The sequence below is a fragment of the Candidatus Thiodictyon syntrophicum genome (genome assembly GCF_002813775.1).
Lineage (GTDB): Bacteria > Pseudomonadota > Gammaproteobacteria > Chromatiales > Chromatiaceae > Thiodictyon > Thiodictyon syntrophicum.
Window position 1 is genome coordinate 4,093,944 of the sequence record NZ_CP020370.1, and the last position, 22,022, is coordinate 4,115,965.

Genomic DNA, 22,022 nt, shown 5'->3' on the forward strand with positions numbered 1-22,022 from the left:
CGTTCATTCGCGGCTAACCTTCTTCTCTTCGACGCCCGCCGGCGCCGCAGCGGACTCCACCCGCACTAGGTCCCCATCGGCCAGGAAGGCCCCGCCGCTCTCCACCACCCGCGCCGCCGCGTCCAGGCCGGACAGGATCTCGACCTGGCCGGCGCTGCGGCGTCCGGTTTCGACCTTGCGCTGGGCGACCCGGTCGTCGGGCAGGACCTCGAAGACAAAGCTCGTGCCGTCGCGCAGGACCACCGCGGATTCGGGCAGGGTCAGGGCCGGGCTGGCCCCGAGCCGGATGGTCCCCTGGGCGAACATCCCGGGACGCGCCGGACCCGCGGCCGGCAGGTCGACATAGACCAGGCCGTAGCGGGTATTGGCGTCCAGGGTGGGGGCGGCGATACGCACCTTGCCGGTGACAGTCTCCCCGCCCGGCAACTGGATCAGGGCCTCCTGGCCGGGACGGACCTGGGCGAGTTGCTGAGCGGTGAGCTCGGCGCGCCACTCCACCCGCCCCTGGCGGACGATGCGGAAGAGTTCGGTCCCGGCCTGCACCACGGTCCCCAGGGTCGCGGCGCGGGCCGCGATGACCCCGTCGTCCACCGCCAGGACGCGCGTCTGACTAAGGCGAATCCGCTCCATCTCGAGGGCCGCCTCCGCCGCCGCCAGGTTGGCCTTGGCCGCCTCCTCCGCGATCAGGTATTGGGTCATCTGCTGCTCGGACATGGCCCCCTTGTCCTTGACGCTGCGCGCCCGATCGCCATTGGCCCGCGCCTCCGCCAGCGCCGCCCGCACCTGGGCCACGCGCGCCTCCTGTTGCGCCAGCGACGCCTTCACCGTGTCCTGATCCAGGCGCGCCAACACCTGACCGTGCCGGACCCGGTCGCCCACGTCCACCGCCACCTCCACCACGCGCAGGCCCCCGGTCTCGGCGGCGATCACGCCCTCCTGCCAGGCAAAGAGCCCGCCGCTCGCCTCGATCAGTCGCGGCCAATCCGCGGTGCGGGGCGCGACCAAGGTCACGGCCAGGGCCGGATGGGGCAGCGGCTTGGGCGCGGCCTTGGCGCCCGCGTGGTCGGCCCCGACCTTTCCGTAGGACACCAGGGCGGCCAGCAGGCCGATGGCGCCCACCGCGAGCAGGATCAAACCGGTCTTCGCCTTCATAGGGATACTCCAGTGTCGCGGCGTGGGACCCGCAACCGGTCCAGCCCGTCAGCACGGCAGTTAGGGGCGCCGGGCGGCGGCCCGGCACGGTCGGGGATCGTGAGGCCAATGGCGCGGCAGATGAGGTCGGTCACAGTGCCGGTGAGTTGGTCCAGACGCTCCGGCGTCGCCTGGTCCCACCCCAATTGGCGCCCGAGGATGGGGCGCGTGAACGCCAGGCTCACCATGTGTCCGTGCAGCACATTGGCCGTGAGCCGGACCAACTCGGACGCCGGTGCCAGCCCCCAGGCGGAGCCCACCACCTGCGCCAGGAGTTGCAGCACCGGCTCGACGCGACGGCGGTAGAGCAGGTCGAAGAGTTCGCCGGGAAAGGCAAGCTCCCGCGCCACCAGGACGCTGAACCAGCGCAGGTGCTCGAAGGCCGAGAGGCGCCCCAAGACCCCGCGGGCCAAGGACTCCACCGCCGCCGCCAGCAGGACCGGATCGGACCCGGCGCGCCCCAGCAGGGCGGTCACCTCCTCGATCTGCCGCGCGAAACACCCCTCGTCCTCGTCCAGCACGGTGGCGAAGATGGTGTGATAGAGCCCCTGCTTGCTGCCGAAGTGATAGTTGACGGCGGCGACGTTCACCTGCGCCGCGGCGCTCAGGTCGCGCACCGAAACACCCCGGAAGCCGTGCTCCGCGAAGAGCTTGAGCGCGGTCTCGATGATGCGGCGGCGGGTTTCGCCGGTGCGCGGGTCCAGGGGGCGACTGGCGAGGGCCTGTTCGAGTGGGGGCATGGACGGCGGCAGGTGCTGGATCAGCCGCTAAGTCTACTCCATCGCTGCGGTATTTCAAACGTTTGTTTGGTTACAGCGTGGAGGCCGGACCCCGGGCGGCCCTGATCAATCCTTGACCGCCTTCGCCAAGCCCCTGTTCGTCAAGCCACCTGACAGCTTCGGCACAGGTTATCCACAGAAGCGGCCACTGCACATGTGGACGACCTCGCGGCGAAGCCGTCTCCCCGCCCCAATCGTGGTCACCCGCTCAGGCGCGCGGTCGCCGGTCCGCACAGCGGACCCTACGGGGACGGAGCCACCGTAGGGTCCGCTGTGCGGACCATCCCCGCCGCCTGGAACGAAGATCAAGGGCCGCGCAGTTCTGCCAGCACCGCGGCGATCTCCCGCCCCTTCTGTTCGATGAAATCCAAGAGCTCGTCAGGTGTGCGCGCATCACTGGCGTCCGACCGATTGGGATTGACCGCCTTGAGGTCGTAGAGCTGGTTCTCGATGTCGTCGGCCTTGCCCTCCAGGGTGCGTGCCTCCTTGGTCAGGGCGCCAAACCGCGCCTGCGCCGCGGTGATGGCGGCCTCGTCCTGGTCCTTGCGCGCCGTCGCCTTGAGCTGTTGCAGGCGCTCACCGAACGGCGCCGCCTCGCGTCGTTTGACCTGTGCCTGGTCGCGGTAGGGCTGCGCCTGCGCCTTGAGCTGGTCGCGCCGGGCGGCGAGATCGAGCGTCCAACTGAAGGGGCTGTCGGCACGGGTTGCGAGCAGCTTCAGAAAGCCGCAATCGTCCTCGATCGCCGCTCCCTGGTCGTCCGTGACCGGCAGCCCCGCGCTGTCCAGGCGGGGCACCGGCCGGTGCTCGAAGGTCGCCCGGGTCAGGGGCCTGGTCTTCGACACCTTGATATCCGACAGGTCGTAGTACCAGATCCGCTCGCTCGGGCGCCCGCTCCGAAAGAATAGCAAATTGGTCTTGACCCCGGCGCCGGCCTGGGTGAAGACCCCGCCGGGCAGGCTCAGGATGCACCAGAGGTCGAACTCATCGAGCAGCTTGCGCTTGGTCTTGATGAAGGCGTCCTCGTTGGTACGGAACAGCAGTCCCTCGTCGACCACGATGCCGCAGCGCCCGTCCCGCGGGTCCAGGCTGTTCATCAGAAGGTCTGTTCCTTGAGTTGCTCGCGCTCATCGGGGCTGCCGGTGCCGGCATCCAAGGCGCGCAGCATGTATTGATAGGCCTCCGCCAGAAAGCCGCCGGTACCGCAGCCGGGGTCGTAGACGGTCTCGCCGATTTGCGGGTCCAGGACTTCGATCACCACCCGCACCACCACGCGCGGGGTGAAGAACTGACCGCCGTCGTTGTTCTTCTCCCCCATCTTGAGCAGCAGGCCCTCATAGACCTGTGACAGGGCGAAGACCTGGGTCTGATCGATGCGCTCGTTGCGCAGTTCATGGACCTTGTCGAGCACGTCGCGGAAGTTCTTCTCGGTGTCGATGCGGGTGCGTTCCACACCGCGCATGATCTCGCTGATCAGCTTTTGCCGCACGCTGGCCTCGGGTTGGGTTTCGAGGGCCTTGAGGTGCGGCAAAAGCTCCTGATTAACGAAAGCAAAGAAGGCACCTTGTGGCTTGTCCTGCAGTGCGCGACGCTGGGTGCCGTCCGGAGCGCCCCAATCGCGCCAGCGGTACGGCGCCGTGAGTGACGGCAGGAAGCTGCGCCCGAGGATGGCGCTCTCGCGCTGCTCGCGCTGCTCGGTCTCGTCCAGGACGCGCAGGAACAGGATCCAGGTCAGTTCCGGGACATACTGCACGGCGCTGGTGACATTGCCGCGGCGCATGATGTCACAGATGGCCTTGACCGCTTGGTCGACTGATTGACGGCTCGCCAGGGGCTTGCCGTTGGGGGCCTGCTTGGCCATGTCATTACCTATATCGCTTAAGATGTCTCACGCCAAGGCGCCGTAGGATGGGTAGAGCGCAGCGAAACCCATCGTTTGCGCTGGTCAACAGCAAGATCACACCAAGACGCGAGGAAGTATAAGAATTCTCTCACAAAGACACAAAGACGCAAAGAAGAAAAGGAATGATCACGCCAAGGCGCCAAGCTCGCCAAGAACGAGAAGGTGATCGCCGCTCCGGGGAACGAGAAGAACGGTGTCACGCGGAGGCGCGGAGACGCAGAGAGAATCAAGACACTCTCTTCTTTGCGTCTTTGCGTCTTTGCGTGAGACTCTTCTCTCTTGCAAAGTTGCGGATACCGCGAGGGTCACAGGGCACCGGAGAAGGCTTGGCGAAGGAGTACGGAGGGAATATCAGCGAACCCCAAGACCTCCTCGCTGACCAACTTCCGTAACGAGGCCGCGGAATCGATGCGCGCATCCAACAGGAGGCTGATTTGCTTTTGGCGGTTGATGTCGGGTAAGCGAACTTTCAGATTCCGCAAGTCGCTCGAGTTGATAGAAACCTGTCCAATCGCACGCTTGGCGACGCCCCGCAAGGCTTCTCTGACGCGGCGCGTCGCCAATTGCTGCACCATAAACAGCGGATCGACCTCCGGCACAAAGCGGAGCCGTATCAGCATATTCTCGAAGAAGTAGCTGCTTTCTGCATCCGACACGATCCCTGATTTACCGACTTGTTCGTAGCTGTTGACTCGACTTACCAGGAGATCGCGAGCCTGCAATCGGAACTTCTCCTTTTCGTCATCAGCGAGTATCACACTCGCCAGTTCCTTATGGTTGAGGCGCCAAGTCCCGTTATCGACGTTATACATCCGGATCAATGGCTCTCCTGAACCATAGAATTCAGCCTTCTTGTACAGGCCGTTCTGTACTATTAGTGCCAAGTCTCCGAGGCTGAACTCCTGCCACTCATCCGCCTCCTCAGTCTCAAACACCTCGCGCAGATAGGCGGCCGTCAGGGCACTGGCGGCCTGAAGACGTTCGGCGCTGACTTGCCGTCCTCGCTCGACCACCGCGAGTCGCGTCTTCAGGGCTTGGGCGATCCGCTGCTGCTGCGGCAGCGGGGGTAGCGGAATCTCAAAGGCTTCAAACTCTGGTTTGTTGATATGCTTCATCGTAGCGCCATGAGTTTGCTTCCTGATTTCCCCCATCACTTCCCGGAGAGCATAGTAGAGATATTGACGGTCGACTGACGACGTTTTTTCGACTACCTTGAATATATGCTGGTTCAAGATTGCTTCGCCCCTGTGCCAAATGAAGGCATCCAAAGAGGCGGACCAGGAAACAAGGAGATCTCCAGCGCGGATTAAATTTCTTTCGTCGACCGATCCCGTATAGAAATTGAAAGGCGCTGATGGGTCCGTCAGATTCTGTATTCTTATGATTGGCCGGCCGGTCGTTCCCCAATCGCTTGGCTTAAATGGTCTTCCGTTAATGTAGGTCGCCAGGTCTCCAAGCCGCGCCATGGGCCAATCACCCATAAGGTCTCTCCCAATATCAGGCACTGGTTCAGTTTAATTCCTGTTTACAAGACATTGAAATATATGTAATATATCTAGTTCGGCGCGGGTTTCCGTCACTTTTTGAATAAGTGAGAACTTCTTGAACGGACAATGGACATGCCCTCATTGCAATTCACAGAATTGTCGGCATCACAAGACGTATCAAACCGGTCATAACGGTACGCGTTTGCTGTGGCGATGTCAAAGTTGCAATAGGCTCTTTTCCGAGACCAAAGCCACCCTTATCGAGGGGCTCAGGAAACCGACCAGCTTCATCATTCAAGTGCTCAAAACGCGCACTGAGGGGATCGGCTTGAACGCCGCCTGCCGGGCCTTCGCGATTGCGAAGAATACGTTGCTCCTATGGGAGCGTCGCCTGGCCGATTGCAAGGATGTGCTGGTCATATATGCCCTGACGCACACCTTTATTGAGCAACTGATCGAAGGTGATGAGCTTTATACGAAAGTGAATAGGAATGTCCCCCCGGAGGATTGTGAAGGCTGGACGATCGTACTGATGGAAAGGGCAAGTCGATTTATCTGGGCGCTTCAGTGCGGGAAAAAGGATCGCAGCCTATTTTCATATGCCATACAAATACTTAGAGATGTCATCCTGCGTACTGGCGATGTCACTCTAGTCACCGACGGGGAACGTCGGTATGGCAATCTCCTGTTTGAAATTTGCCACGAAGTATTGCGAACCGGAAAACGCGGCCGCCCACCGAAAGTGCTTCGTCGCGGTGTGAAGGTGCGCCTTAAGAATAAAGGGAAAGGAACTGATAGAACGGGGCACTCGCGTCCCAAATACGAAACCCCTCATCCGGAGCATCCAGAAACCGATCAAGATGTGACGCCAGCCGATATTCATGCTAATCATTTGGAAGCATCGAACGCTTCATTTCGGCGAAAGAATTCTGCTTATCGCCGCCGAACGAATACGTACGCGAAGAGCATTTCTGGTTTGCAAAGAACATTGGATATGTTGTGGATTGTCCATAACTTTATTCGCAGCCACTTCACGACAAAACAGGTTCCTGCGGTGGCTCTGGGGATTCTCCAGCAGGGACTCTCGTGGGATGAGGTCCTTAGAGTTCGACAGCCCAGGTTATAAAAATACTACAAAAACATAAGGATAAGGAAGAACCAAACTGAACCAGTGCCCAATATCAACGCTCATGCCGAAAACATCCTCTCTTTCGCCTCCCGCACCAAAGCCGCCGGATCTCCCCCAGCCTCCAGCGCCGCAAACCCGCCCGCCGCCACGAAGGCCGGCGAGGCGAATACATGGGTCGATTCCAGCCCCTCGGTGCCGCTGTGCTCGAACTGCGCGACGATGGCGCGCACGGCCGCCGCGGTCTGGGGCGGCAGGCCGTCGAGCCAGTCCTCGTTCTTGATCAGGAAGGCCTGGACCCGGTTCTGGCGGGTGCGGGGCCTGATGTGGAAGCCGAGATCGCCCAGGACATCGTAAAGGTCATAGTCGGCCATCTGCTCGACGGCCCGCAGCGTGGCGGGGGGATGGCCGCCGCGGACCAGTTTGTCGATCAGGGCGCGGCGCTCCTGCGGTTCGGCCCAGCGGGCGCGGAAGTCGGCCAGGGTCGGGGCCTGCGCAAGCAATTGAGTCGCCAGGCGCTGCTTGTAGACCGTCAGCAGTATCGGCTGATCGCGGCCGTCCTCCTGCCCGAGCACGTAGCGGTTCTTGCCATCGACGCTGACGTCAAAGCCGTCGACCACGATCACCGGCTCTGGATCGGCCCCGCCATCCCCATCGCCATCGCCGGGCTCGCGCGGGTCGGTGAAGAACTCGGCGCCGAACAGGTCGGTGGCGTCGGTGTAGTCGTAGACATGGAACATGAGCTTGCCGCTCGCCTCATCGATGCGAGTGCCGCGGCCGACCATCTGATAGAAGCTGATGGGTGAGCGCACATAGCGGAAGAAGACGACATTGCGCAGCCGGGGCACGTCGACCCCGGTGCTGAGCAGGTCCACCGTGGCGGCGATGAAATAGCGGCTGTTGGCGCCGCGGAAGTCGGCCAGGAGCTTGCTGCCCTGGCTGGCGGCGGTGCACTTGAAGGCGTAGTCCTCGACCGGTTTACGGCCCAGCTCCTTGCACCACTGCACATAGCGGTTGCCGATCGCGGCCACTACGGCATCGGCATGGCTGTCGCGGGCGCAGAAGATGACGGTCTTTTGCTCGGGGCCGCCGGTGGCGAGCAGGTAATCGAACAGGTCCGCGCACATGGCGGTGACCCGGTCCGGGAGCATGACAAGGTCCTCGAAGCTGGGGGCCGCGTAGCGCTCGCGGACCTGGGCCTCGGAGACCCGCTGCCCCGTGAGTGCGTCACGGGGGTTGCGTGCCATGACCTCGGCGATGGTGAGGCCGGTCTGGTCCAGGTTGACCCGGCCTTTGTCGATCTGGCACACGGCCAGATAGCCGTCCTCCATGGCCTGGGCCATGTCGTACTCGTAGACCGGTTCGCCGAAGTACCTGCGGTTGTCGGCGGTGATCTGTTCGGCCTCGTCGATCTCGGCCGCGACGGCGGGCTCGATGGCATCGCGGGGCTTGCCGAGCCGCAGGCGGCGCGGGGTGGCGGTGAGGCCGATGTGCACGGCGTTGGGGTAGACGGCGATGAAGGTCTTGCCCACCCCGGTGGCCATGGTGAGCAGGGCGCGTATGGCATCATTGGTGTTGGCGCAGTGGGCGATCTTCTCCAGGATGGCGCGAATGGCCGCGTCCTGGTAGTAGCGGCGGCCGTCCTCACCACCCGGGTAGGGTTGCAGCAGGGGCTGGGCGGCGGCATCCGTCAAGGCGAAGCCCATGCCGGCCTCGTAGCGCTCGCGCAGTTCCTCTGGGGTGGGGAACTCGGCCATTGGCCGCGGCTGGCTGATCCGGCCGGTGAAGCGGTCGAACTCGACGAACAGGTGTCCGTTGGTCGCGTAGACGAAGGGGACGTTCAGGCGTTTGGCGCGGCTGTAGCCGCGGCTCTGCTGCATCCCGTGACCGGGGGGCAGTCCCTCGTGTTTGGCCTCGACCAGCGCCAGGGCCAGCGGTTGACCGGCGCCGCCGGCCAGGATGCGCAGCGTGTAGTCGACCCGGCCCTGGGCCCGGCGGCGGGGCTTGCCGGCGATGATCTCGATGGTGCCGGCGCAGACCTCGCGCTTGATCATGCCCTGCTCTTGCAGCCAGCCGCGCCGACGCAGGGCGGGATTGATGAGTTCGATGCGGGTGTCGGCCTCGCTGCGGCGGTTGGCGGGTGGGACCATGGCGTGAGGCGTCCTGCTGGGTGAGGTCGGTGGCGGGGTGACGACGGGGGTCGCGGTTCTTCGGTCAATATATCGCACGCGGCGGCAGACCGACATGGGATCGCACCGGGGTGCGGCGCTGACGGGCTCACGCGGCCTGCGCCGGCGGCCGTCCCGCCCGGTCTGCGGCCGCTACGTCCTTGGCAATGCCTGGCCAACTGTGCCATTGTTGGCACCCGGCGGAGACGACCATGACCACGATGAACCCATCGGAGATCATTGTAAGGTGGATCAAACACATGAAGACCAGTTGAGCGAGATCGTTCGCCGCATTGTGGCGGTCAGCGACCCGCGACGGATCATCTTGTTCGGTTCGCAGGCGCGCGGTGATGCCGCACCGGATAGCGATTTCGACCTCTTGGTCGTCAAGGACGAGGTTGAGTCGCCGCGGGCCGAGTCCGGACGGATTTATCGCGCACTGGCGGGCTTGAGCATCCCCGTGGATATCGTGGTAACGCGCTCGGACTATGTTCTGGCTCATCGCGATGTCGTCGGGACCGTCGTGCGCCCGGCGTTGCGTGAGGGTAAGGTGCTGTATGCCAGATGAACCTGACGAAGTCGTCGGCAATCTTGTAGCCGAGTGGCTGCGACGGGCACAGGCCGACATGTCCGTCGCGTCGCTGACCGATGACGAGCGTATCGCACCGGAAATCGTGGCATTTCATGCACAACAAGCCGTGGAAAAATTGCTCAAGGCGCTGTTGGTCCTGCGGCAGATAGATTTCCCGCACACACACGCGATCGGCGCCCTCCTGGCGCTCTGCGAAAAGGCCGGATTCTCCGATACGCAAGACGTGATCGAAGCCAGCAGCTTGACCCGCTATGCAGTCGCTGCCCGCTATCCAGGCGAGGACGAACCTGTAAGCCGTCAGGAGGCGAGAGAGGCGGCGACCCTGGCGGGTCGGGTCGTCGCTTGGGGTTTGGCGCAGATTCCGGCAGACGTCAAGGAGCGATAGGCTGATGCTGAGGTCGGGATCTGCGCCGGGATCATCAGGCGAAGACGCCGTGCTCGATGCGCCCCAGCGTATCCATCACACCCTCGGCGCCGATGTCTGTATCCAGCAAGCTCAGCGGGGTGACTCCGCCGAGCGAGGCATTAATCGACTTGAGCCACGCGATGTTCGCGTCCAGGTTCGCGAAGACCTCTTCACCGCGCGCCACCACGCGTGCCAGACGCAGCAGCCGGGACGACTCCTCGCTGTTGAGCCTGCCCTCGCGCTTGCGCCGCGCCAGGGTACGCTCGGGAATGCCCACGGCATTCGCCAACTCGGCCTGGGACAGGTGGGTCAGTCTGGTCAGGGCATCCACGGCGCCGGTGGGGATGCCGCGGCGAATGACCGCCACCCAGTCGAGCGCCGAGCGGGGGATGGCGGCCAGGACGCGCTGACCGCCGAGCAGGTCATCGACCGCGAGGGAAGGCGTAGCCGATAGTGCAACCGCGGGGGACATGGATCATCTCCGAAAAAGGCCAGATGGCAGCTAGTATAGTCATCAATAGCCGCGCGGGGAGCGCGGTATCGGAGTTGGCCGCGGCGCCGCATCGCGGCCGGAGGCCGCTCCCACAGGGTCCTTATACATGTTCCGGGGTAACGGACGAGTCTTCCTGGCCGTTAGCCGGTCGGGCGCGGGCACCGCGGATTCCAGTCGGACCGGTCGGGAACCCCCACCGGCTGAAGCCTCGACCTCCGGTTGCCGCTCGCCGGCTGCCGCTTGCCGGGCGACACCGCACTCACAGGTGCCATGACGGCGCAGGTCGGTTATGCTATCTGTCATTGAAAATTAACATGGAACCGGTCCGGCAACGGCACCGGCCTGACCACCGAACATGGCAACGGTACCGACCCCTGATCCCGTCTCCCCCGCCCTGATCACCACGCTGGGACCGAGCGCCCGCCGCCGGCTGCGGATCGGCGCCCGGGTCGCCCTGGCGGCGCCGCTGCTGGTGGCGCTCGGCGCCTGCACCCAGATGGCGGGCTTCGTCGCCAAGCCCGAGCCCAGACCCAAGGACGCCGCCGCGGCCGGACCCCAGGTCGCGGCCAAGCCCGCCGCGCCCGCGGAGGTGGAACCGGGACCGATCCCGCAGCCCCAGGAGAAGCCCAAACCCGGCAAGCTCTACGAGTGGGACGGCGGGGGCCGCAAGCTCACCCGGATCATCGTCAATACCGACGAGCAGAAGGCGCGCTTCTATGTCGGGGACGAGCAGGTCGGCTGGACCACGGTCGCCTCCGGGCTCAGCTCGCATCCGACCCCGGTGGGTCACTTCGAGGTCCTGGAGAAGTCCGCCAACAAGCGCTCCAACCTCTACGGCAAGGTGTTGGGCAAGGGCGGCCGGGTACTGAGCACCAATGCCAAGGCGGGCCGCGGTCAGTTCCCCTCGGGGGCACGCTTCGAGGGCGCCAGCATGCCCTACTACCTGCGCATCACCTACGACGGCGTGGGCCTGCACGCGGGTCCGATCCCGCGCCCGGGCCACCCCGCGTCCCACGGCTGCATCCGCCTGCCGGCCAAGTTGGCCCCGGTGCTCTTCGAGCACGTCGGCGTCGGCACCCAGGTGAGTGTGGTCGGCAGCGGTCCGGATTACGGCAATTACGCCGCCAAGCAACGCGCCTACGCCGCCGAACGGCTTGCCCAGGCGCAGGAGCGCAAGGAGGTCGAGGCGCGTGTGCGCGCCCAGGCCGCCGCGAGCGACGCGACGCTCCCCGCGCCCGGCCCCGCCGAACCGGTCATCGCCATGGCCGAGCCCGCCGAGCGCCCCGCGCTAAGCCCCATCGCCAAGCCCGAACCCGCCGCCGCGCCCCGCCCGGAACCGGCCAGCCCAGCACTGGAGACGCCGCGCGAGCGTGCACCCGCCGCCGCGCCGCGCCGCACCGCCGAGGCCACCGTCTCCCGGCCGCGACCGGTCGCGACCCGCATGCGGCCGGCGCGCGCCGCCCGCCCGGCGGTCGCCCTGGCCGCGAACACCCCGAGCCAGGCCAGCCCCGCCGTAGTCGCACCGGATCAGGACCAGCCGCAGGCCGCGGCGTCCGACGCCGCCCCGCCCCCGGTCGCCGCGGTCCCCGCAGCGACGGCGCCGACCGCGCAACCGGCCGCAGCCCCGGCCCCGGCCGAACCGCCGCCCACCAGTCCGCCCGCGGTCGCCCCAGTCGCCGCGGCCACCCCGCCCAGTCCCCCGCCGACCCCGGCGCCCGCGCCCGCCGCCCCCGCCCCCAAGGCACCGGAGCCGGTCGCCAAGGCACCGCAGGTCGCGGCCGAGCCGCCCGCCGCGCCCGCGGCGGCACCGGAACCCGCCCAGCCGTCGGCCGCAACCGCAGACAAGGCCGCCGGGGGTTGAGGCTGGCCGGCGGCGATCGGTGTCCATGACCAGTTCGCCCCAGACAAACCCGCACTGCCATTAGATCAAGCCGCACGGCTACCGGGAGCGCCGCACCCCAGTGCGGCGCGGCCTCTGCTCGATCCACACCGGCGGGATTAACCGCGAGATCGCGCCGCACTGGGGTGCGGCGCTCCCAGGGCCGGACCGGCAGTGAGGCTTAGCGCGATAGCAGTGACGCGGGAGCCTGGGAACGAGAAGATCGGTTCAATCGCCCTCGAACTCACAGAGTGCGAACACCTTCTGTCCGTGCTTTTCGAGCCGCGCGCGCCCGCCGAGATCGGGCAGATCGATGACGAAACAACACTCCACGAGCGTGCCGCCCATGTTCTCGATCAGCTTGCAGGCGGCCTCGGCCGTGCCGCCGGTGGCAATCAGGTCATCGACCAGCAGCACCCGCTCGCCTTGGGACACCGCATCGACATGCATCTCGATGCGGTCGGTGCCGTATTCGAGGTCATAGTCGTGGCCGACGGTCTCGGCCGGCAGCTTGCCCTTCTTGCGAATCGGCACGAAGCCGACCCCCAGTTGATAGGCCAGGGCCGCGCCGATGATGAACCCGCGCGCCTCGATACCGGCCACGCGGTCGATCTTCGCGCCGGTATAGCGGTTGACCAATTCATTGATGGTGACGCGAAAGCCGACGGGGTCCTTGAGCAAGGTCGTGATGTCGCGAAACATGACGCCCGGCTTGGGATAATGGGGAACGGTGCGAATACGCGACTTGATGGGCATAGGGGTCTTCCGGCAACGGTTGGGAACGGTTACTTAGCGAGGTGCAGCACCCGCCCGGCCACCGCCTCCAGGCGCCCGACCAGCTCGGGGTCGCGTGCCTCCGGCGGCGTGATCAGGGCGTGCTCCAGCGCGCTGCGGCAACCGCAGGCGGGCGCAGCGGCATCGTTGTGCAGCAGCGGGGCGACCTGCTTCACCAGGCCGCGGGCATTGTCGGCATTGGCCAGCAGGACCCGGACGATGGCCTCGACCGTGACGTCGTCATGGTTGGGGTGCCAGCAATCGAAATCGGTGACCATGGCCACCGTCGCGTAGCACAGCTCCGCCTCGCGCGCCAGCTTGGCCTCGGGCATGTTGGTCATGCCGATGACGTCGCAGTTCCAACTGCGGTAGAGCTCGGACTCGGCCAGGCTGGAGAACTGCGGACCCTCCATGACCAGATAGGTACCGCCGCGCGCCGCCTCGATCCCCGCCGCGCGCGCCGCGGTCTCGAGATGGTCGCCGAGCCGGCGGCACACCGGGTGCGCCATCGACACGTGCGCCACCAGCCCGGTGCCGAAAAAGCTCTTGACGCGGTCGAAGGTGCGGTCGATGAACTGATCCACGATGACGAACATGCCGGGACGCAGATGCTCGCGCAGCGAGCCCACGGCGCTGACCGAGATCACGTCGGTGGCCCCGGCGCGCTTGAGTGCGTCGATGTTGGCGCGGAAGTTGATTTCGGAGGGCGGGATCCGGTGGCCGCGGCCATGGCGCGGCAGGAACACCATCTGCTGTCCGTTCAGTTCGCCGCACAGCAGCTCGTCGGAGGGTGCACCGAAGGGCGAGTCGATGCGCCGCCAGCGCTTGTTGCTCAAGCCCTCGATGTCATAGACACCGCTGCCGCCGATGATCCCGAGCACCGGGGCGCTACTGTTGCCTGCCATTGACTCCTCCGAAACGTGATTGCCAACCGGCCCGAGAGGGTACACCATTTCGCCGATCCCGGTCATCAGCCGGGGGAGTCGCGGCACCGCGGGCCGCCGCCGGGGGTCCTGGACTCCCCCACCTTAAAGGACACTGGCGTTAAGTTGAGCGCCGCGGCCCAAGCGCCTGGAGTCCAAGGCTTCAGCCTTGGAGGGCGCCAAGGCTGAAGCCTTGGACTCCAGGCAGAGGCGCCGGGCTGGCGCCCCGGCGGGCGCGGTGGGCCGCCAAGCCCACGGCAGCGCCGAGGCAGCGGTACGATCCGCCGGCGATCGACACGAATTTTCGCGGAGAAATTGACCTGTATGAGCCCGGTCTGATATACATTCACGGTTTTTTCGGCCCTCAGCTGGCCGCGCCCGGGCGCGGCCGCGAACAACCTAGGCAGGCATTGGCAATGACGAACAACTGGCTCAAGGCGATTTCGGCGGCGGTCCTGGTGGCGGGCGGGGTCTCGGGGGCGGTCGCGTCGACCGCCGAGCCGACGCAGCCGGTCGGTGATCCCACGGCGGGCGAGGCCAAGGCGGGCGTGATCTGCGTCGCCTGCCACGGCCCCATGGGCAACAGCATCAACCCGGAGTGGCCCAAGCTGGCGGGTCAGCACCCGGAGTACATTTACAAGCAAATCATGGATTTCAAGGGCGGTAGGCGCGAGAACGTCCTGATGACGGCACAGGCCGCCGCGCTGAGCGAGCAGGACGCGCGCGACATGGCCGCCTACTATGCCAAGCAGACCCAGAGCGGCGGCGTCGCCGATCCCGCCGCGGCCGTGCTGGGCGAGCGCATCTACCGCGGCGGCAACCCGGAGTCCGGGGTACCGGCCTGCAGCGGCTGTCACGGCCCGGCCGGCCTGGGCGAGGGGCTCTCGAAGTTCCCGCGCATCTCCGGCCAGCAGGCCGCCTATGTGAAGCTGACCCTGGGCTATTTCCGCGCCGGTACCCGGGCCAACGACCCCAACGGGATGATGCGCGGGGTGGCCGCCCGGATGACGGAGCCGGAGATCGCCGCCGTGTCGCAGTACATTCAGGGACTCGGGCAATAACCCGGGAGCAATTCAGGCCGCGGTCGTCGGGGGGTGCCGGAGCGGCCCTGCGGTGGACCGCGCACGGGGGCGCCCGCGGGTCTTCGGGGGCCGTCGTTTCCCGCGCGTGGGAGGCCAGGCTCGCGCCGGGGCGGGAGGCCCCCGCGGGCCCGGCCCCCGGGCGGGGGCCGTGTTAGCCGGCCGCCCCGACCATGCACCGCCCGCACCGCCGGCCGCCATGCAGCAAATCAAACTGCTGAGCTACAACGTCCAGGGCGGGATCTACTCGCGCAAGTACAGCGACTATGTGACCAACAGTTGGAAGCACCTGCTGCCCCACCCGGAACGCCTGGTCAACCTGACCCGGATCGCCCAACTGATCCAGCAGTTCGACGTAGTCGGCGTCCAGGAGGTGGACGCTGGCAGCCTGCGCAGCGCCAATGTCGACCAGATCCAGTACCTGGCCCGTCAGGCGGCCTTCCCCTACTGGTACCACCAGGTCAACCGCGACCTGGGACCCTTTGCCCAGCACAGCAACGGGCTCCTGAGTCGGCTGCGCCCGGGTCCGGTGACCGAGCACAAGCTCCCCGGGCTCCCGGGGCGCGGTGCCGTGGTGGCCGAACTCCCGCTGGCCGACGGCGGCCACTTGGGTGTGGGCATCGTCCATCTGGCGCTCGGCTGGCGCGCCCGCAAGCGCCAGCTCGACTACCTGGCCGAGGTGGCGCAGGCGCATCCGCTGCTGGTCCTGATGGGCGATTTCAATTGCGATTGCGACTCCCGCAGCCTGCGCGCCATGGTCCGGCGCACCGGGATGCAGGGATTGAACCGCGAACTCAAGACCTTCCCGAGCTGGCGCCCGCGCCGCACCCTGGACCACATCCTGGTCTCGGCCCCGCTGCGCATCGTCAGCGCCCATGTGATCGACTACCCCCTGTCCGACCACCTCCCGCGCAGCATGACGCTCGCCCTGCCGGCCGGCCGCCACTTCGCGGAACCGGCGCAACTGCGCGGACAGGCGTTCAATCCTGTACGAAAAAGTGACGCCAGCCCGAGCCGCACGCGTCGGTGAGCAGGTCCAACAGCCGGCCGGTCGGCACCGCCTCCCCGGGGAAGACCTCCTCGACCATGACGAACAGGCGCCCGTAACCGCCCTGCTCCTTCCAATCCCAGCGCCAGGGCGGGCGGGTCTCGCCACAGGTGGTGCAGGTCAGCCCGGGCAGGGGGCGCTCCGGCGACTCCAGGATGCGCCGCCGCCACTCCAGCAGACGGGAGCGGCAGCCCGGGCAGCGCGGCGGCCGGGTATTGCGGCCCCAGCGCAGGCGCGGGGCCGCGGTGAGTGCCGAGAAATGCACATGGCAGAAGGCGGCGCCCGGGTCCGGCCCCGGGGCGGCGGCGATGGCCACCGCGCACCCGCTGAAGGCGAGCAGGCTCAGGAAATTGCGCCCGACGCTGAAGGCCCCGCGCCGGCCCGGCAGGGGCTCGCCGATAAAGCCGGACTGCGACAGGGCCGCCGCCAGCAGGGCCGCATCGGGACCGGCGACGGGATCGCTGGTCGTCAGGACCAGCCGTCCGGTATGGTTGGGCATGACTGCGTTCCCGTGTCGAATGGCATCAGGTATGCTAACAGATCGCTGCCCGGACGAACCCAACGCGGACCATCGCCATGCGCCTGCGCACCCATCGGCATCTCACCGGCCGCATCTTAAGCGGCTGCGCGCTCACCCTTGCGGCACTCGCCCTGGTGTCACTGGAGGCCGCCGCGGATGCGGCCTTCACCAAGGCCTATGCGACCGCGGACAAGCGCCAACTGACCGAGTGGGGGCGCCGCTTCCAGCACGGCGAGGGCGTCGCCGCCAGCCTCGACAACGCCATCCGGCTCTACTGCAAGGCCGCCAAACAGGGCGACATCAACGCCCAGTATTATCTGGGCTACCTCTATGCCAACGGCACCGGGGTGCAGCGCGACGAGGAACTGGCGGCGGCCTGGCTGCACCTGGCCGCGGCCCAAAACGACCCCCAGTCCAAGCGCATCCTGACCATGCTGGGCTATGCCAAGCGGCCCAAGCGCCAACCGATCTGTGCCCTGACCGACGGCCGCGACGCCCTGCGCCCGCCGTCGCCGCCCCTGGGGCCGCGGCCGGGCATGGGCCCCACGCGCACCCAACCGGCCACGGGGCCGATCGCCGACCTGGTCCGGGGACTGGCGCGGGAATACCAGCTCGACCCCAACCTGGTGCTCGCCGTGATCGAGACCGAGTCCAACTTCAACCCCCGCGCCCAGTCCCCCAAGAACGCCCAGGGCCTGATGCAACTGATCCCCGCCACCGCGCAGCGCTTCGGCGTGCGCGATGTCTGGGACCCGGAGCAGAACCTGCGCGGCGGCATGGCCTACCTGCGCTGGCTGCTCGCCCACTTCAACGGCGACGTGCGCCTGGCGCTCGCCGGCTACAACGCCGGCGAGGGGGCCGTGGCGCAGCACGGCGGCGTGCCGCCCTTCACCGAGACCCGCGACTATGTGGCGCGCATCATGCGCAAGCTCGGGCCCTGACCCGGTGCGCGGCCCCGGGCCCGGCAGGCGTCTCCTCACTGCCATTAAGTTAAGCGCCCCGCCACCCATGGAGTCCAAGGCTTCAGCCTTGGAGGAGAGCGCCAAGGCTGAAGCCTTGGACTCCAGTTGCAGGGAGCCGGCTCCGCGCGTGCGGCTTAACCTGATGGCAGTGAAGTTTCTCCTGGGGTGGGGGGGCCTGGCCCTGGTCGGCCTGGCGGCACCGGTCAGCGGCGCGCCCGAGGCCCCCGCGGCAATGCCGGCCCCCGCCGGCCCCGCCCTGGACGACCCAACCGCCAGCCCCCTGCTCGACCGCCACTACCAGGCCGGCGACCCGGGCCAGCCCCCCCGCCCACCCCGCCGCCCGGCCGCGAGGTCTTCACCCGGCGCTTCGAGATCGTCCACGCCGCCGCCGTCACGCCCGGCATGCGGGTCGCCGCCATCGGGGACGGCGACGGACTCATCGCCGCCCTGTTCGCCCGCGCGGTCGGCCCCGAGGGGGTGGTCTATGGAGTCGTCCAGGCGGGGGACGGCGCCGTGGAGCGCATCGCCGGGCTCAACCGGGTCGTGCGCGACTACCGGGTCCCCAACCTGATCCCCACCCTCGCCACCGCGGCCGACACCGGGCTGCCGGCCGCCGGCATCGACCTCGCCTTCATCGCCACCGACGGGCAGCGGTCCGCCGACCCGCGCCCACTGCTCGACTCCATCCACACGGCGCTCGTCCCCTACGGCACCCTGATCCTCGTCGCCGCCCGCCCCGCGGCCGGGTCCAGGCGCACCGGACCGCCCGCCGCCGCCGCCCGGGAGGCACTCATCGCCGCCGTGCGGGCCGCCGGGTTCCGCCTGGTGGAAGAACCCGGATTCCTGCGCGAGAACGAGTTCCTGCGCTTCGAGAGGATCGGGGAGGAGCCCGCCGCGGAGGCTGGCAGCAGTCCGGCGGCGGCCGGCACGCCAACAGGTCAGGTGCAACCGCACATGGAAAGATAAAGGCCGGAAGAATGGTTATCCACAGATGAACACAGATGAACACAGATGATCCAAGAAAGGACAGTCATCCACGGATGAACACAGATTAACACAGAGAATTCATTGACTTACGCTTGGTCTGCGGCTCGCCTCGCCGGCGATGACGACATCAGCGATAGGCGCACGACAATTCAAAGAAAAGCTGTGTTCATCTGTGGATTGTTCTTCTCGTTCCCACGCTCCCGCGTGGGAATGCCGTGCGGGCGCTCCGCGTCCGGTCTTCGCACTGGACGCGGAGCGCCCGCACTTGCTCCCACGCGGGAGCGCAGGAGCGTGGGAGCCAGCGGCCAGCAGCGAGGCCGCGGCGGCTTGCGCGGTCGCGTCGCTGCGCGACCGGCACGGTCTCGCCGCGGGCGGCGGTGTGACCGCAGTCGAACCGGAGGTCGAGGCTTCAGCCGGACGGGCGGCCGACGTGGAGCGCGCCACCCAGGGCCTCAGGCCGCCAGGTCCCGCACGGCCGCCTCCAGCACCTCCTGCGCAACCCCCCGCGCGCGCAGGGCCTCGAGCAAGCGTGCCGTCGGGTCCGCACCATAGAGCGCCTCGTCGCGGCGCAGCCCTTCGCTCAAATAGGACTTCAACAGCGTCTGGTACCCGGAAAACCCCTTGTGCGGGGCCAGGGCCTTCAGCGACTCCACCACGTCCACCGGGATGCGCAGCGTAATCGTGGTCATCGGCCGCTCTTTCGTCAGCCGTTTCTGCAAGCGTTCAGAGAGCATAGAGCGCCTCCTCTTCAGGTTCCGCGCGCCGCGCGGAGATGATGCGGATGTGCGAGGCGGTGACTTCGATGTGCACCACATACAGTAACCGACCGGTCGCGCCGAACCCGATGGCCGCGTCCCGCGCCTCATCGTTGCGGGCGGCATCCACCAGCACGAAGAGCGGATCGGCAAACACCGCCGCGGCGTCCTCGAAGCGCACCCGATGGGTTCGCCAGTTCGTCGCGGCCTTGGCCCGATTCCAGACGAACAGGTCGCCGTTGCGCTCGAACGCGATGTCCATTGATGGGAATCTAGCAGACGTATTTACTTTGTCAATATAAACCCCCGTGGGAGCCAGCGTATTCCTGATAACGCATCAGGGGATCAAGTCCTTTAGAGTCCATAAGGGGTCTCCGAGGTCGTCGTCAAGGTGGCAAGGATATCACCCTGCCCGCCCAGACTTAGCAATGCGCCTCGTCGCGCCCCGCGGGACCTTCTCGTTCCCACGCTCCCGCGTCACTGCCATCAAGTTAAGGCGCAGTGGCCACTGGGAGCGCCGCACCCCAGTGCGGCGCGGCCTCTGCTCAAGCCACACCGGCGGGGTTATCCGCGAGATCGCGCCGCACTGGGGTGCGGCGCTCCCAGGCCATGCCGCACCGGAGGTCGAGGCTTCAGCCGGACGGGGCGACGGCGGGGCCTGGGGTTGGGGTGGGACCGGCGCCTCCTCACGCCCCGCGGGACCTGACCGCCCGCGCCTTCCGCTCGCTACCGCTCGCTCCCTGCGCGGGCAGTCCGGCCCCGCTCCCTGCCTGGCTGCCCGGCCTGCCCTGCCGGCCTGGGCTCGGGACCTAGGGCAAGCCGGAAACCGTAGTCGCGGTTGCGGTTGCCGGGGCCGAGGCGGCCGCGGTACGCAGAGCGCAGGCCCTGCGCCACGTTGGCCCAACTGCCGCCGCGCAGCACACGCCACTCGCCAGAGTCAGGCCCAACCGGATCGGTAGCCGGACCGGACGGATAGTCGCCATACCAGTCACTGCACCACTCCCAGACGTTGCCGTGCATCTCATACAGACCCCAGGGGTTGGGGGGCAGGGAGGCGACGTCCAGGGTCTCTTCCCGATACAGCCCCTTGCGGTCGCCGCGGTAGGGGTAGTTGCCGTTGTAGTTGGCCTGCTCCGGGCTGAGGTCGTCGCCGAAGGAGAAGGGGCCGGTGGTGCCGGCGCGGCAGGCGTATTCCCACTGCGCCTCGGTCGGCAGTCGCAGGTGCTGGTCGGACGCTTGGTCAGCATCGACCCCGCCCAGGCGTCGGGTCGCACGCCGGCCCGCAAAGGCCGCAAGCTCGGCATCGAGCCGCTCGATGAAGCCCTGCACGTCATCCCAGGAGACGTTCTCCACCGGCCGCCGCTCGCCCTTGAAGTCGCTCGGATTCCCGCCCATCACCGCCTGCCAGAGGGCCTGGGTGCAGGCGGTGTCCGCCAGCCAGAAGCCGCGGGTCAGCAGCACCGGGTGCCGGCGCTCGTCACTGGAGCGCCCGTGCTCGCCTTCGGGCGAGCCCATCAGAAAGGGCTCAGGCGTCGGCGGTATCCACCGGAAACCCTGGCGCGCGCCCTTGTAGGTGAAGGCCTGCCAGAGGCCGAAGGGGTCCTCGCCCCAGTCGCTCGCCCAGGGGGCGGGGAACTGGTCGGGGGGCGGACCCGGGGGTGGCGAGGGGGGCGGACCGGTCACTGATCGGGCACCCGGCGCGCGGCGCGGCGCGGCCGCAGGCCGCTCCCACAGGGATCGGTGAGGCGGCGGCAACCCGCGCACCAACAAGAGGGCGGCCGGACGGCGAGCCTTCGGGGGGCATCCGCTACCCCTACCAACACACCGCCGGCCCTTTGCTTTTCGCCTGCGCCCCCCGCAATGGCAGGGCGGCAGGACCGGATGGCGGTCTGGTCCATGGGGCGGCATCCGCCGCCCGGTAGGGTCCGCTGTGCGGACCGGACACCCTCGCGGCCAACCGCAACGGCGGCGGTTCCGCGTTGCTGGTCCGCGCAGCGGACTACGGCAGCCGGAGCGACGGGCCACCCGTAGGGTCCGCTGTGCGGACCGAACACCTCCGCGGCCAACTGCAACGTCGGCGGTTTCGCGTTGCGGCTGGTCCGCGCAGCGGACCCTACGGGACCCGCCCGGACCGACGGGCCATCCGTAGGGTCCGCTGTGCGGACCGAAGACCGCATCAGGTCCCTCACCCCGGCTCCCCGAACTCATCCGCCAAGTCGCCGAATTCCAGCGCCGAGCAACCCCAATCCGCCGGATAGACACCGGCCCGCAGATACCGGTGAAACGAGGACCAGGGCCATTGCACCGCACGGGCCGCGTACCCGTGCTTCACCGGGTTGTAATGGAGGTAATCCAGGTGGTTGGCGAGGTCCTGCTCGCCCCGGATGCAGTGCTCCCAGCATTTGCGTTGCAACACCCCGCGGCGCCGATGGCGCCGCCGCGAGGCGGACACGGGCTGTTCCGCCCCGCCGCCGGCCAGCCACGCCTTGGTGAATTCCTTCTTGATCCAACCGATACGCCGCGGATAGGCGCAATCGCCCGCCGGCAGTCGCCACAGCGTATGCAGATGGTCCGGCAACAACACCATGGCGATGATCTCAAAGGGCCAGGTCTGCCGACAGTCGCGCAGCACCGGGCGCAGGATGGCCCGGCCCAACGGCGACGCCAGGATCGGCGCCCGCCCTTCGGTGACCAGGGTAAAGGCATAGGTCCCGCCGGGCACGAAGACACGCCGCCAATTGGACATCCGCGGGACCCTCGGGTGGGAGGATAGGTGCCATTAGTTTAGCCGCCCGGGGCTGCGTTGCGTGGGGCGATGCCGTCGATCGGCGGTTGCGGGGTGCTTTGCTCCCTGGGTCGGCCCACCGTAGGGTCCGCTGCGCGGACCGCTGCATCCAAGACGCCCGATAGCCGCCCTGGAGATGGTCCATACGGCGCAATCAAGGGCGGGGGC

The 22,022-nt window shown here is 67.4% G+C and carries 22 protein-coding genes; 8 read left to right on the forward strand and 14 right to left on the reverse strand.

Translation table 11 applies throughout. From position 1 onward, the window contains the following. Nucleotides 1-3 precede the first annotated feature (3 nt). The 5 genes from THSYN_RS17150 to THSYN_RS17165 form a co-directional block, all read right to left on the reverse strand. Nucleotides 4-1,152: an efflux RND transporter periplasmic adaptor subunit gene (locus THSYN_RS17150; protein WP_100920205.1), complete on the reverse strand. Its 1,149-nt coding sequence runs from the start codon at nt 1,150-1,152 to the stop codon at nt 4-6. Beyond that, on the reverse strand, nt 1,149-1,931 hold the full coding sequence (locus THSYN_RS17155) for a TetR/AcrR family transcriptional regulator (protein WP_100920206.1): 783 nt from the start codon (nt 1,929-1,931) through the stop codon (nt 1,149-1,151). Before THSYN_RS17155 ends, THSYN_RS17150 begins: the two co-directional genes overlap by 4 nt. Nucleotides 1,932-2,275: 344 nt before the next feature. Then, complete coding sequence (locus THSYN_RS35400; protein WP_216644563.1) at nt 2,276-3,064, reverse strand: N-6 DNA methylase; 789 nt, start codon at nt 3,062-3,064, stop codon at nt 2,276-2,278. Continuing rightward, a complete protein-coding gene (locus THSYN_RS35405) occupies nt 3,064-3,828 on the reverse strand; it encodes an N-6 DNA methylase (RefSeq protein ID WP_216644564.1) in 765 nt (254 codons plus the stop codon). The genes THSYN_RS35400 and THSYN_RS35405 overlap by 1 nt, the downstream gene beginning before the upstream one ends. Before the next feature lie 347 nt (nt 3,829-4,175). Further along, on the reverse strand, nt 4,176-5,351 hold the full coding sequence (locus THSYN_RS17165; RefSeq protein ID WP_100920207.1) for a restriction endonuclease subunit S: 1,176 nt from the start codon (nt 5,349-5,351) through the stop codon (nt 4,176-4,178). A 121-nt stretch (nt 5,352-5,472) separates the two neighbouring features. Here THSYN_RS17165 and THSYN_RS17170 point away from each other — a divergent pair, with 121 nt between their 5' ends. Next, complete coding sequence (locus tag THSYN_RS17170) at nt 5,473-6,483, forward strand: IS1 family transposase (protein ID WP_100917404.1); 1,011 nt, start codon at nt 5,473-5,475, stop codon at nt 6,481-6,483. Nucleotides 6,484-6,545: 62 nt separating this feature from the next. On the opposite strand, the gene THSYN_RS17175 is transcribed toward THSYN_RS17170, so the two are convergent. Continuing rightward, nucleotides 6,546-8,633, reverse strand: coding sequence for a helicase-related protein (locus THSYN_RS17175; RefSeq protein ID WP_172965302.1), 2,088 nt, complete (start codon nt 8,631-8,633; stop codon nt 6,546-6,548). 94 nt (nt 8,634-8,727) lie between these two features. Here THSYN_RS17175 and THSYN_RS17180 point away from each other — a divergent pair, with 94 nt between their 5' ends. Next, entirely contained in the window at nt 8,728-9,219 is a 492-nt protein-coding gene (locus THSYN_RS17180; RefSeq protein ID WP_100920209.1) for a nucleotidyltransferase domain-containing protein, read from the forward strand. Further along, nucleotides 9,209-9,628 carry a HEPN domain-containing protein gene (locus THSYN_RS17185; protein WP_157817749.1) on the forward strand — a complete coding sequence of 140 codons (420 nt, stop codon included), beginning with the start codon at nt 9,209-9,211 and terminating at the stop codon, nt 9,626-9,628. The genes THSYN_RS17180 and THSYN_RS17185 overlap by 11 nt, the downstream gene beginning before the upstream one ends. 34 nt (nt 9,629-9,662) lie before the next feature. Here the strand turns inward: THSYN_RS17185 and parS are convergent, their stop codons facing one another. Beyond that, nucleotides 9,663-10,121 carry a type II RES/Xre toxin-antitoxin system antitoxin gene (parS, locus tag THSYN_RS17190; protein ID WP_100920211.1) on the reverse strand — a complete coding sequence of 153 codons (459 nt, stop codon included), beginning with the start codon at nt 10,119-10,121 and terminating at the stop codon, nt 9,663-9,665. Nucleotides 10,122-10,497: 376 nt separating this feature from the next. Between parS and THSYN_RS17195 the strand changes: the two genes are divergently transcribed. Further along, nucleotides 10,498-12,003 (forward strand): L,D-transpeptidase family protein, encoded by a 1,506-nt coding sequence (locus THSYN_RS17195; protein WP_100920212.1) that lies wholly within the window; start codon nt 10,498-10,500, stop codon nt 12,001-12,003. 246 nt (nt 12,004-12,249) lie between these two features. On the opposite strand, the gene THSYN_RS17200 is transcribed toward THSYN_RS17195, so the two are convergent. Further along, the gene (locus THSYN_RS17200; RefSeq protein WP_100920213.1) at nt 12,250-12,777 is read right to left on the reverse strand and encodes an adenine phosphoribosyltransferase; all 528 of its coding nucleotides are present in this window, start codon (nt 12,775-12,777) and stop codon (nt 12,250-12,252) included. 29 nt (nt 12,778-12,806) lie between these two features. Then, nucleotides 12,807-13,700 carry an S-methyl-5'-thioadenosine phosphorylase gene (locus tag THSYN_RS17205; protein ID WP_100920214.1) on the reverse strand — a complete coding sequence of 298 codons (894 nt, stop codon included), beginning with the start codon at nt 13,698-13,700 and terminating at the stop codon, nt 12,807-12,809. A gap of 434 nt (nt 13,701-14,134) precedes the next feature. Between THSYN_RS17205 and THSYN_RS17210 the strand changes: the two genes are divergently transcribed. After that, nucleotides 14,135-14,779, forward strand: coding sequence for a c-type cytochrome (locus tag THSYN_RS17210; RefSeq protein WP_100920215.1), 645 nt, complete (start codon nt 14,135-14,137; stop codon nt 14,777-14,779). Nucleotides 14,780-14,996: 217 nt separating this feature from the next. Continuing rightward, nucleotides 14,997-15,827, forward strand: a complete 831-nt coding sequence (locus tag THSYN_RS17215) for an endonuclease/exonuclease/phosphatase family protein (RefSeq protein WP_100920216.1) — start codon at nt 14,997-14,999, stop codon at nt 15,825-15,827. On the opposite strand, the gene THSYN_RS17220 is transcribed toward THSYN_RS17215, so the two are convergent. Continuing rightward, the gene (locus THSYN_RS17220) at nt 15,778-16,344 is read right to left on the reverse strand and encodes a hypothetical protein (protein ID WP_100920217.1); all 567 of its coding nucleotides are present in this window, start codon (nt 16,342-16,344) and stop codon (nt 15,778-15,780) included. The two genes, THSYN_RS17215 and THSYN_RS17220, sit on opposite strands and share 50 nt — an antisense overlap. Nucleotides 16,345-16,421: 77 nt before the next feature. On the opposite strand from THSYN_RS17220, the gene THSYN_RS17225 reads away from it, so the two are divergent. Continuing rightward, the gene (locus THSYN_RS17225; protein WP_100920218.1) at nt 16,422-17,306 is read left to right on the forward strand and encodes a transglycosylase SLT domain-containing protein; all 885 of its coding nucleotides are present in this window, start codon (nt 16,422-16,424) and stop codon (nt 17,304-17,306) included. Between the two features lie 423 nt (nt 17,307-17,729). Further along, nucleotides 17,730-18,293, forward strand: coding sequence for a protein-L-isoaspartate O-methyltransferase family protein (locus THSYN_RS17230; protein WP_100920219.1), 564 nt, complete (start codon nt 17,730-17,732; stop codon nt 18,291-18,293). Nucleotides 18,294-18,766: 473 nt separating this feature from the next. Here THSYN_RS17230 and THSYN_RS17235 read toward each other — a convergent pair whose 3' ends face one another. From THSYN_RS17235 to THSYN_RS17250, 4 genes are all read right to left on the reverse strand, one after another. Further along, nucleotides 18,767-19,048: a hypothetical protein gene (locus THSYN_RS17235; protein ID WP_100920220.1), complete on the reverse strand. Its 282-nt coding sequence runs from the start codon at nt 19,046-19,048 to the stop codon at nt 18,767-18,769. After that, on the reverse strand, nt 19,038-19,331 hold the full coding sequence (locus THSYN_RS17240; RefSeq protein ID WP_100920221.1) for a BrnT family toxin: 294 nt from the start codon (nt 19,329-19,331) through the stop codon (nt 19,038-19,040). The genes THSYN_RS17235 and THSYN_RS17240 overlap by 11 nt, the downstream gene beginning before the upstream one ends. A 464-nt stretch (nt 19,332-19,795) precedes the next feature. Continuing rightward, nucleotides 19,796-20,752: a formylglycine-generating enzyme family protein gene (locus THSYN_RS17245; RefSeq protein WP_236848592.1), complete on the reverse strand. Its 957-nt coding sequence runs from the start codon at nt 20,750-20,752 to the stop codon at nt 19,796-19,798. A gap of 502 nt (nt 20,753-21,254) precedes the next feature. Continuing rightward, nucleotides 21,255-21,815 (reverse strand): REP-associated tyrosine transposase, encoded by a 561-nt coding sequence (locus THSYN_RS17250; RefSeq protein ID WP_100920223.1) that lies wholly within the window; start codon nt 21,813-21,815, stop codon nt 21,255-21,257. Between the last annotated feature and the right edge of the window lie 207 nt (nt 21,816-22,022).